We start from the raw sequence: 10,598 nt of genomic DNA, 5'->3' as shown, positions 1-10,598 counted from the left end.
AACGATATTGAGGACGGAAAATCAATGTAGTAACAGAATCCATCTTCCATTCAAGAAAAGCATTGGCCACCAGCTCATGATTCTGCAACCGGCTATTGTTCGTGCCCAGATTGATTGACCGATCCTCGCGAAGAAAATTGTCGACCGTTGTACGGCTGTCTTCCAAACGGTCTGTACCCACGTATTGAAGATTGGAACGTAACTTAACCCGCTTCCAGTCATGAGTCGCGTTTAGTCCCAATGAACGGGAAGTAGTCAGCCCCATCCGATTACGGATATTACCTGTAGCATTTGAAGATTCATTCTGCAATTCCGAGAATCCCTGATTATTGGTATTATTCAGATTCCCGATAATCGTTAATTGAGAGTTTTCACGAAAGCGGTTCAAGGTATTGGCTAATTCATAACGGTCTTTACTCCCGTATCCTCCCATAAAATTCTCCATCCAACCCAATTTCATGTCCTTTTTCACAGACAGATCCAGAATCATCTCTTCCTCTCCGTCATCTATCCCAGTGAGACGCGCCAAATCTGATTGGCGTTCATAGGCTTTCAACTTCTCCACCATCTCCACGGGAAGGTTTTTAAGGGCGGCTTTCGGGTCATCAGAGAAAAACTCTTTACCGTCTACTAAAATCTTCTTTACCTCCTTACCATGTATCAATAACTTACCGTCCGCATCTATTTCGCTTCCCGGAAGTTGTTTCACCAACTCTTCAAGCATTGAACCTTCGGGAGTACGATAGGCGGAAGCATTGAAGACTGTTGTATCTCCTTCCGTCACCGCCATCGGGGCTTGACCTACTACTACGGCCTCATCCAAAGCATAACTTTCCGGAGTCAGATTGATATTTCCCAATTCATAGGAGGTGCTTTTGCGGGAAATGGAAATGAGATGAAAAACAGGTTTATATCCGATATATGAAACTTGCAATAATAAAGACTTCGCCTTAGTCGCAGTAGGAACGGAAACGGAAAGTTGAAATTTACCGATAGCATCCGTAGCACCGCCGCCCAACAATGTACTATCCGGTAAAGCCAAAAGCCGGACCGTAGCAAACGGTACCGGCTGATTGGTTTCAGTATCAATCACACGACCGGAAAAACGCTCTTTGCCGGACTGAGCAAAAACAGTCAAACTAATCAGTAACAAGACATAACAAGTAATCAAACGGTACTGAAAAGAATAAATATGGCTGCCTATGTTCAAATTGTGTTGATTTAGTAAAATAAAACTATAATAAAATAAACCTAATCTTTATTTCTGGCCTTGACGCGGAGCACGAGGTCTTTGTCCCTGGTGGTGTCCCTGTCCCGGTTTCTGACCTTTTCTGCGGTCAAATTCCTTTCTGAATTTATTAGCATTCATCTTTTCCTGCTGATAAATCTTCAAAATCTGCTTCTGCGAAAGTATCTTGCTGAATTCATTGTAATACTTTTCACGAATATCCAGCATTTTACGGCTTTGAGTAAACTGGTTCCGCAACATGGTTGCAATCTCGTCGTCAGTCATGGACGGACGTTCTTTCTTAGCATTAGCGTCTGTGCCTTGTGCTTTAGTTTTCTCTGTTCTCGCCTTATGAGTCATCATACGACATTCACGCAATTCTTTCAGATACTTCTCGTATACCGGAGTAAATTTAGCTGCCGTTGCATCATCCAACATCAATGTATTTACTATTTGTTTAGTCTGCATCTGCACCATTTGTTCTGGTATAGGACGCTGTTTTTTTTGTTTATTATCCGTATTCTGTGCAGACAAAGTCATCTGGCTTCCCATCAGGAGAACGGCCAAAATTACATAAATAAATTTAGTCTTCATAATCTTCACGTTTAAAATAATTAATTGAGTTACTTAATTCAAAAATATATCATTTTCAGAGAAGCTGACGAGCTCTTCCAACTCCTCATCTGATAGTTCTTTAATCCATTTATCTACCGGTTCCGTACCATTGGCTAATACTTTCGAAGAAGATGTTGTCACCTCATCTGCCTGTCGCAAAGACGGAACAAACAGAAATCCGACCCATACGGCTGCTATGGTAATCACCGTAGAAATAATCAGCTTCGTATGAGACTTCCGCTGTTGCTTCACTCCGGCACGTTCCATCACCTTTCGTTGCACGTCCTCGAAGAATCCATCGGGGGTACGGTAAGGTGTCCGTTTTCCAATATCATCAAAATCAAAATCCTTTTTCATCGTTCTATCTGTTTAATATATATTCCTTTATCTTCTCTTTCGCATAGTGGTAATTCACTTTTAGTGTATCCACTTTACTATCCAGTACACGGGCGATCTCTTCATATTCAAGTTCATCGTAATAACGCAAGTTGAATACCAGCCGTTGCTTTTCCGGCAGACTTAAAATAGCTTCCTGAAACTTTACTGCCAACTCATTCTCATAATCAATGTAATCGGAAGCCTTCAACTTGCCCATCAACTCTTCCTGAACATCTTCTGCGGAAACAACTCCCTCATCTTTACGTCCGTTAAGCAAGCGTAAACTCTCATTCGTTGCAATCCGGTAAATCCAAGTTGACAGCGAACTTTCTTCGCGAAACTGATCAATATGCCGGAATACCCGGATAAAGACTTCCTGAAGCACATCTTCCGCATCTTCATGAGATACAACCAGTCTACGGATATAATTATATATCGGCACCTGAAAAGAGTCCATCAGCATCTTGAATCCCCGTTCGCGATTCGAGGCACAAGCTTCACGAATTTTATTCTCGTTTATCATCAATTCTTTTTCTGAACTTTATTAGTTAGAACGCAGAAGACTGACGAAGTTAAATATGGGATTTGGTATTTTGCTTTTATTAACAAGAGAGGGAGAACTGGCGGAAATCATTGTCGGTATATACGATAGGAATAAACGCATGATTCCTGATGACGTTCTGATGAAGGTAGAAAATTATAGTGACGCTATATGCTCGGGATAGTGACGGTATCATTGTCTCATACCGTCACTATCTTTGCCGGATAGCGTCACTATGTTTTTAGTAGAAATACTCTATTTATAAGCTGTAAACAAGGAGATGATTACCAGAACTTATTGTGTTCCGCACTATATTCAAAGCCTGCGGCATTCAACTGATTCACTAATTCATCCTTGTTCACATTCATATCTTCACAAAGTTCGTCAAGTGAAGAATAGCAGTCGCGCAACTTCATATTGATGACGCTGAACAACATCATCGGATCTTTTGGTAATTCCATAACATACAATCTTTTAAACCGGGGGCAAAGGTACAGCAATCCCGTTGAATGGCAAAACAAATCAATCTCCTATTTCTTCTATCTTCAAAGAGATTTTTTCTATTAGTTTGCTGATTTCTTCTTCCAATGGGATCACATTGAAGTCTTTCCAAAAGTTCTCATCGTATTTGAAATATGTGTCGGAGAAGATTGTACGGGTAGGCAATCTTTCTGTACGGGAAAATGCGGTTACCTGTCCGGTTTCCACCTTGCAAGTAATCATCTCAAACCAGATATGAAGGTCGCGACTGCCAAACAGCATTTTTGTACGTTTCACTTTGAAATGAAGATCGCCCCGGATATGATGTATGTAATAAGTTCCTTGCCACGGTTTATAAGAAATGGTATATACCACTTTTTGAGGAATCATGCGTACATTGCGTGCGCGCCTTTCGACGAACATACCCGCCGCATTTTTCACATATACAGGATGAACTTCCAGACGGGCTTGCAATAAGGCGCTCGTTTCAGAATCAAGGAATAGTTCTCCGCAAAAAAGAGGTTCACTGATTCCTTTTTTCTGTTCAAAATGCACCACATTTACAAACCGGTCTTCTAAAAATGTCACGCCCTCCGAAGTATAGGTATAAATGCTATTCTCGATACTGGGAATCAGGAATTCGGGCATATCTTTTATGATATCCATCTGAATACAAGCCTGAATTCCCGACTTCACTTTTACCAATAAGCTATCTTTCGCTTCCACATTGCTTAGCCGACTCATTTTCAACAGCTTCACTTGATCTGGCATTGCAGAATGTGAGGATGTCTTATAAACCTTGAACACTGCTTCCGACAAGTTTTGGAATTTGTTTTTCAACTGAACTCCTTCACGATAAAAGGTAGTCAGATACACGGGAGTATGCGAATAGTTCTGTTCCCTCCGTTCAATCATTTCTCGCAAAAGTTTCTTTGGTTCACTTCGACGAATCACTACTTCCTGCAAAGAAACCACTTTAGGTTCGAGACTAAGTATATTGTGCCGTCCAATCAACAAAGCAAACTCTATATCTTGTGAAAGATAACCTATATGAGAAAAGGTAATCGAATCGTTTTTTAAAGAATCGGGTAAGGACAGTTTAAAATCTCCATTCTGATTTGTTATGCTGCCGATAGATGTCCGCCTCACTCCAACAGTAGCTGAAGAGATGGGCACACCCGTCTCCTTATCCAGCAAAGTGCCGGTAATGGAAAAGTTAATAGGCTGCTCCGAAATGGAATCCTGTTGTATATGAATCTTTTTCTCCGAAGGGAGAGTAATCAGAATATGAGTACCAATCACCTGAAACTCCAAACCGGTATCTCCTACTATATCATACACTGCTTGGCGAATAGACCGTTCTCCTCCCTTTATCTTCACGACAGCATCATTATCAATAACTTTACTGTCATAAATAAACATATATCCCGACTGTTGGGAGACATTACCTAATAATGAATAAACAGTGCCTTTTGACTTGGGAAGCCGAACTATCCGTTCCAATACATCGCCCCCATCCGCTCTCATCGTATCGACTACGAAAAAGAGTATGAATAGAATGGATAGATAGCAATAAGCCTGTTTCATTTTCTCAAGTTTAAATGAGTTTTATTCTGATAACAAAAGAATATCCCCTTGCCGGACACATTGCAGACCGAATGCGCTAGCTATCAGAGTAGCTACGACTTCAGAAGACTCATCAGAAAATTCAACCGTCAACCTACGTTCCTCCAATGCAGGTGAAGCCACTTGAATCTGCAAACTATCCGAATTCAGGTTCATCACTTTCAGAATGTTCGCCAAAGATTCATCTTTAAAACGTATGTGTTTAAAGAAGCTCCCCCACTCTTCATTCTCTTTATCCGCATCGAGAACGACTAATCGTTGCGATTGCACCACTACTGCCTCTCCCGCTTTTACATAACATTCCTGATTTCCTTTTTTTAGAGTAACTTTCACAATCCCTCTTTGTACAGATAAACGGAACGGAGCATGTTCATCGCTCTGTACACTGAAAGCGGTTCCCAAAACTTCAATTTTAGCTTGTTCCGTATCAATCCAAAAGGGTTGTCCCTGCTTCTTTGCTATGTCGAAGAAAGCATTTCCCTGCAAACTCACTTCCCGTTTATCAGCAATAAAATGCTTCGGATATAATAAGGAGGTTTCCTTTGCCAAAAGTACCACAGAACCGTCTTCAAGAGTCGTTGCCAAAGTGGAAATGCCTTGATTTTCCTGTGTAAGAAAATTCTGTGCCGGTTCTCTTTCAGAACCGGTCATCCAATACAAAGCTCCCCAGACGACGCCTATCAAAACGGCGGCAACTGCTCCGTATCTGATCCATAGTGAATGTTTGCGTATAGGACTTCTCTCATCAACTTTCGCAAGTAAACGGTCATTGTCCAGGCGATTATACAATCGGTTCCATGCCTGATCTGTCTTTATTTTATAAATTTCTGTTTTCATCACTTCATGTGAATATAAGTTTCAACTTCTTCTCGTAATGTCCGGAGGGCTTTTGTCATTTCAGCTTCTACTGTTTTTACTGAAAGAGAAAGCTGTGTTGCTATCTCCACATATTTCCGCCCCTCCAAACGGTGCATCTCAAAAATCTGTCGTCTGCGGACCGGCAGCTTTTCAAGAGTGTTATTTATGAATTTCTGTAATTCCTCATACTCCATCTGTTGATGAGGATCTGTCGACTGCTCCGGATTGGAAGTGTTCAATACTGCTTCACGGTATCTATTCCTAACTTCTTCGTGTTCACAATACTGCAAAGATTGATTGCGAGTCGCCCTGTACAGATAGCTTTTAACGGACTGGAAAATCTGTAAGCGCACCCTTTCTTTCCAAAGTACATAGAAAAGCTCTTCTACAATCTCTTCCGCTACCGCCATCTGCCCGGTAATGCCTGCCGCATAACAGCAAAGAGGAAAATAGTAACGGCGAAAGAGTTCCTCAAACGCTTTTATGTCACCTTCCTTTATCTTTTTTAGTATGAGCAGTTCATCCAGCATACTTGCTTTTCTTTATGATTGACTTCAAATATAAGAAAACTATCCCTGTTTCAATTCGATTGCTTTTTCAATTTATCCACTGCGTGCTCCAAAGATTCCGTAGGTTCGATGATATTGTAGTTTCCCCAAAAGTCAGGATTCCAGTATTCGTCTACTTTATCATAAAATATTTGATTCAGGCTGAAAGCTTCTTTGTTGGGTATATTCTCCAATACTCCTTCTTTTCTATCGGTCACTACCATTTCGGAAGCTACCGTATAGCTCGTGGAAAACAACTTCCGCTTCCAGTCACATTTAAAACGGATTGTGTTATGAATATAGTTCAGATACGTTTTTCCATCTACATCTTTATAAGTGACCAGATAAGAGAGTTCTTGCGGTTTGAATCTTAAACCGAGAGGTTTCTTATACAGAATTGCTGTAGTCGCCTTCGATTTATTCTGCATATCCAGACTCATTTCTATACGGGTGAATGACAACCGTTCACGATCGATATACAATTTACCGTATAATAAAGCGTACATGAGAATGACTTTCGGGCGGAAATTAATAACATACTGCATACGATTATCTATAAGCATGGATTCTGCCATCCAGAATTCGTAATTATTCAATTCTTCAAAATCGAGTAACGCTCCCTTGTTCTTCACGACATCCAAAGTGACGCCTAGATTAGGACCACCCACAACTTTGACAGCTAATGTGTCACTCGCTTTCTGACTAAGCAGACGACGTCCCTTCTCCACCCGTACTTTATCATAGTTTATATTTCTATTGGTATAGGCTGTTTTAGACACATCGAGCACTGCTTCCGATATACCGATATATCGACGCCCTTTCTGTACGGTTTCCCGGTAAAATCCCGTCAGCATATCACGCTTATCACTATAATTTAAAGGAATCTTATTGATTGCTTTCTCTACAATTATACGTGGATTTTCGGCAAATACCACCACTTCATTCAATAGATTGGAATGAGGCGTCAACCAAACTGTCAACATAGCGGCTGTTTCTTTCTCCAAAGAGATATGAGTATTTACATAACCGATATGTGAAATGTCCAGTTCACGCGGGGTTTCCGTTTTTTTAATCTTCAAAGCAAATTCTCCTTCCGCATTGGTCACAGTACCGATATTGCTACCATGCACCGATACATTTACGTTCTCCAGAGCTTTTTTATTTTGCTTGTCTTTCACCATACCAACAATCGTAAGATAATCTCCGGCATCTCCTTGCGCCCACACAGGATAGCTACAAAGCAGCAAACAAACTGATAGCCATCCAACCAAGTGTTTTTCTACATTCTTCATACTGATGCTTTTTAAAGGTAAATAAATTGCGTTTCTACTAATAAGAGCGCTCAAACCGGAAATACCCTACAGCTTTTACAAAAAAAAGAAAAAGAAATCAGATTTCAATACCATATCCGGAAATTAATAGTAATTTTCCCGGCAAATTAATGATAAAAGCAATCACTATGATACGCAAATTAGACAAGACCGAATACGCCCTGGCTGCATCGTTAGCATTGGAGGTATATATACAATGCGGAGCGGAAGACTTCGATGAAGAAGGTTTGAATTCATTCAAAAGCTTTATCTCCAGCGAGCAACTGATGAATGAATTAGTGATTTACGGTGCTTTTGAGGATAAGAATCTGGTTGGCATCATGGGGACAAAGCATGAAGGGAAACATCTTTCTTTATTCTTTATCCGAAAAAAGTACCAATGCAAAGGTATCGGCAAACAGTTATTCTGTTTCGCTATCAATGATTGTCCGGTAGATGAAATGACTGTTAATTCATCCACGTACGCTATCCGTTTTTATCAAAGTTTAGGATTTGAAAAGACTAAAGAGAAGCTATGTACTAACGGGATAACTTATACGCCAATGATATTCAAGAGGACAGTCAGAATCAGTTCCATCGCACCTTGTGGAATGGACTGCGCATTATGTTATGCTTTTCAAGATGTAAAAAAGCCTTGCCCCGGTTGTAGAACCCAAACAGGAAAAATTCGGGAAAGTTGCCAAAACTGTATCATTTTCTCATGTGATAAGAAAAAGTATTATTGTTTTGAATGCACAAATTTCCCTTGTAAACGATTAAAAGCACTAGATGCAAGATACCAAAACAAATACAAAATGAGTATGATTATGAATCTTACATTCATAAAAGAACAGGGAGAAGAAAACTTCTTAATATGGCAAAATCATAAATACACCTGCCCCAAGTGCGGAAAACTGCGAACTGTGCATTACGACTACTGTATTCACTGTAAACAACAGAAGTTAACATAACTATAATGAATCCCTCCCGATAGAGCTACAATTATATTTGTTAATTATGCTTGTGAATATGTATTTCATATAAAAATAGTTTCTACCTTTGCGACCGTTATGATGAAGTACATATTCTGTATACTATTAGGCGTATTTCTGAATTGGGGATTCCATCTGATTTCCGATGAAGCACAGGAGGCATACCGGTTAGAAACCGGTAGTACCAGTATACAAACCTATACCAATTCATACACCTCCAAAACCAGCATCATACAACTGGATAAAGAACAGAAACTAGTCAAAACAAAAGAATACACCGGAAAGCAAGATTACAATAACGATAATGGTGTTTTAAATCCATTTTCTTTCCGACACCTCTCTCCTTTAAAGATACTACGATTCAATATTCCTTCTGTCACTATCCGTATACTAAGCTCTCTGAAGATTCAGCTTCCTCAAAACCAATGGACAGGTTTTTCATATTATACCAATCTTTTTAAATATTCTGATAGATATCATATCTATTCATTAGGTCACATACTCATTTAGCCATTTTATATTTTTTCCGGCATAAGACTATTCCAGTCTTTGATGCCTCACTTTCTGTTTGCGTCCTCCATTTAAGTGAAAAGAGTATTCACTATGGTCCGGAAGCCAATAACATTCTTTTTTACCATAACAACCAAAGTATATAAAATGGACTTTTTATTGGATTTCATCCTTCATATCGATCAATATATGGTTATGATTGTGCGTGATTATCACGCCTGGACGTATGCCATTTTGTTTTTTATAATCTTCTGTGAAACCGGATTAGTGGTCACTCCTTTTCTTCCCGGTGATTCTCTACTCTTCGTTGCAGGAGCTATTTCTGCCTTACCTGACATGCCTATCAGTGTGCATATACTCGTTATCATTTTATTTGCCGCTGCCGTATTAGGCGATTCCTGCAATTACATGATCGGACATTTCTTCGGTCGAAAGCTTTTTAATAATCCCAATTCCAAGATATTCAAACAAAGCCATCTGGAGAAGACACACGAGTTTTATAAGAAATATGGTGGGAAAACAATTATTCTTGCCAGATTCGTCCCGATAGTACGCACGTTTGCTCCCTTCGTAGCAGGAATGGGAAAGATGAACTATTACTATTTTATGATGTATAATTTAGCGGGTGGTGCGGCTTGGGTCGGCATATTCTGCTACGCCGGTTATTTCTTCGGAGACCTTCCGTTTGTACAAGAGAACTTGAAACTGCTGATCGTTGCCATCATATTCATCTCTATATTACCTGCAATCATAGAGGTAGTACGAGCCAAACTAAAGTCTTAAAACGCCAAACTATAATCTGTATTCATTTGTTACTAATATAAATAGAGAAGAAAAAACAATTTAAAGTTTTTACACTTATGAAAAATTCTTTTTTAGCCGGTTTACTCCAAAGGAGCCCAAATTTTTCCCATTGCTGAAACAACTTTCAGAAGTGCTTTGTGAAGCATCCGTTGTTTTAACAGAAAGCTTGCAACATGACTCACCTACAGAACGTGCAGACTACTACAAGAAAATCAAAGAGCTGGAACGTGAAGGGGACAAACTGACGCATCGGATTTTTGATGAATTGGGCACTACATTCATCACTCCTTTCGACCGTGAAGATATTCATGACTTAGCTTCCTGCATGGATGATGTCATCGACGGAATAAATAGTTGTGCCAAACGAATCTCTATTTACAATCCCCGTCCTATCTCGGAGAACGGCAAAGAATTGAGCCGTTTGATTCAGGAAGAAGCGACCTACATCTGTAAAGCCATGGACGAACTTGAAACATTCCGTAAGAAACCGACTCTTCTCCGGGAATATTGCTCAAAATTACATGAAATCGAAAATCAGGCAGATGACGTATATGAATTCTTTATCACCAAGCTATTTGAAGAAGAAAAGGATTGCATTGAACTTATCAAAATTAAAGAAATCATGCATGAACTGGAGAAAACAACCGATGCCGCAGAGCATGTAGGCAAGATTCTGAAAAACCTGATTGTAAAGTACGCATAAAGTAA

At 39.8% G+C, this 10,598-nt stretch carries 13 protein-coding genes; 4 read left to right on the top strand and 9 right to left on the bottom strand.

The features are described from left to right. From BXY_RS18035 to BXY_RS17995, 9 genes are all read right to left on the bottom strand, one after another. Positions 1–1,210 (bottom strand): carboxypeptidase-like regulatory domain-containing protein (locus BXY_RS18035; RefSeq protein ID WP_208946847.1); only part of this gene is annotated, 1,210 nt, incomplete at its 3' end. A 48-nt stretch (positions 1,211–1,258) separates the two neighbouring features. Next, the gene (locus tag BXY_RS18030) at positions 1,259–1,822 is read right to left on the bottom strand and encodes a hypothetical protein (protein WP_015532592.1); all 564 of its coding nucleotides are present in this window, start codon (positions 1,820–1,822) and stop codon (positions 1,259–1,261) included. Positions 1,823–1,855: 33 nt separating this feature from the next. Continuing rightward, positions 1,856–2,200 carry a hypothetical protein gene (locus BXY_RS18025; RefSeq protein ID WP_004316888.1) on the bottom strand — a complete coding sequence of 115 codons (345 nt, stop codon included), beginning with the start codon at positions 2,198–2,200 and terminating at the stop codon, positions 1,856–1,858. A 4-nt stretch (positions 2,201–2,204) separates the two neighbouring features. Further along, complete coding sequence (locus BXY_RS18020) at positions 2,205–2,744, bottom strand: RNA polymerase sigma factor (RefSeq protein ID WP_004302175.1); 540 nt, start codon at positions 2,742–2,744, stop codon at positions 2,205–2,207. 302 nt (positions 2,745–3,046) lie between these two features. Further along, positions 3,047–3,223: a DUF4250 domain-containing protein gene (locus tag BXY_RS18015; protein WP_015532590.1), complete on the bottom strand. Its 177-nt coding sequence runs from the start codon at positions 3,221–3,223 to the stop codon at positions 3,047–3,049. 61 nt (positions 3,224–3,284) lie between these two features. After that, positions 3,285–4,829 (bottom strand): carboxypeptidase-like regulatory domain-containing protein, encoded by a 1,545-nt coding sequence (locus tag BXY_RS18010; RefSeq protein WP_055235966.1) that lies wholly within the window; start codon positions 4,827–4,829, stop codon positions 3,285–3,287. Between the two features lie 21 nt (positions 4,830–4,850). Then, on the bottom strand, positions 4,851–5,705 hold the full coding sequence (locus BXY_RS18005) for a FecR family protein (RefSeq protein WP_015532588.1): 855 nt from the start codon (positions 5,703–5,705) through the stop codon (positions 4,851–4,853). After that, positions 5,705–6,256: an RNA polymerase sigma-70 factor gene (locus BXY_RS18000; protein WP_008021410.1), complete on the bottom strand. Its 552-nt coding sequence runs from the start codon at positions 6,254–6,256 to the stop codon at positions 5,705–5,707. The genes BXY_RS18005 and BXY_RS18000 overlap by 1 nt, the downstream gene beginning before the upstream one ends. Positions 6,257–6,306: 50 nt before the next feature. Continuing rightward, on the bottom strand, positions 6,307–7,566 hold the full coding sequence (locus tag BXY_RS17995; protein ID WP_008644523.1) for a carboxypeptidase-like regulatory domain-containing protein: 1,260 nt from the start codon (positions 7,564–7,566) through the stop codon (positions 6,307–6,309). A gap of 167 nt (positions 7,567–7,733) precedes the next feature. On the opposite strand from BXY_RS17995, the gene BXY_RS17990 reads away from it, so the two are divergent. The 4 genes from BXY_RS17990 (at position 7,734) to BXY_RS17975 (ending at position 10,593) form a co-directional block, all read left to right on the top strand. Beyond that, the gene (locus BXY_RS17990; RefSeq protein ID WP_004316896.1) at positions 7,734–8,555 is read left to right on the top strand and encodes a GNAT family N-acetyltransferase; all 822 of its coding nucleotides are present in this window, start codon (positions 7,734–7,736) and stop codon (positions 8,553–8,555) included. A 99-nt stretch (positions 8,556–8,654) separates the two neighbouring features. Then, entirely contained in the window at positions 8,655–9,086 is a 432-nt protein-coding gene (locus tag BXY_RS17985) for a hypothetical protein (RefSeq protein ID WP_004316897.1), read from the top strand. A gap of 147 nt (positions 9,087–9,233) precedes the next feature. After that, on the top strand, positions 9,234–9,869 hold the full coding sequence (locus BXY_RS17980; RefSeq protein WP_004316898.1) for a DedA family protein: 636 nt from the start codon (positions 9,234–9,236) through the stop codon (positions 9,867–9,869). Between the two features lie 130 nt (positions 9,870–9,999). Then, positions 10,000–10,593, top strand: coding sequence for a DUF47 domain-containing protein (locus tag BXY_RS17975; protein ID WP_208946846.1), 594 nt, complete (start codon positions 10,000–10,002; stop codon positions 10,591–10,593). Positions 10,594–10,598 lie beyond the last annotated feature (5 nt).

This window comes from Bacteroides xylanisolvens XB1A (genome assembly GCF_000210075.1).
GTDB lineage: Bacteria > Bacteroidota > Bacteroidia > Bacteroidales > Bacteroidaceae > Bacteroides > Bacteroides xylanisolvens.
Note: the sequence above shows the minus strand (reverse complement) of the source record. Positions and strands in the feature narration are given on the sequence as shown.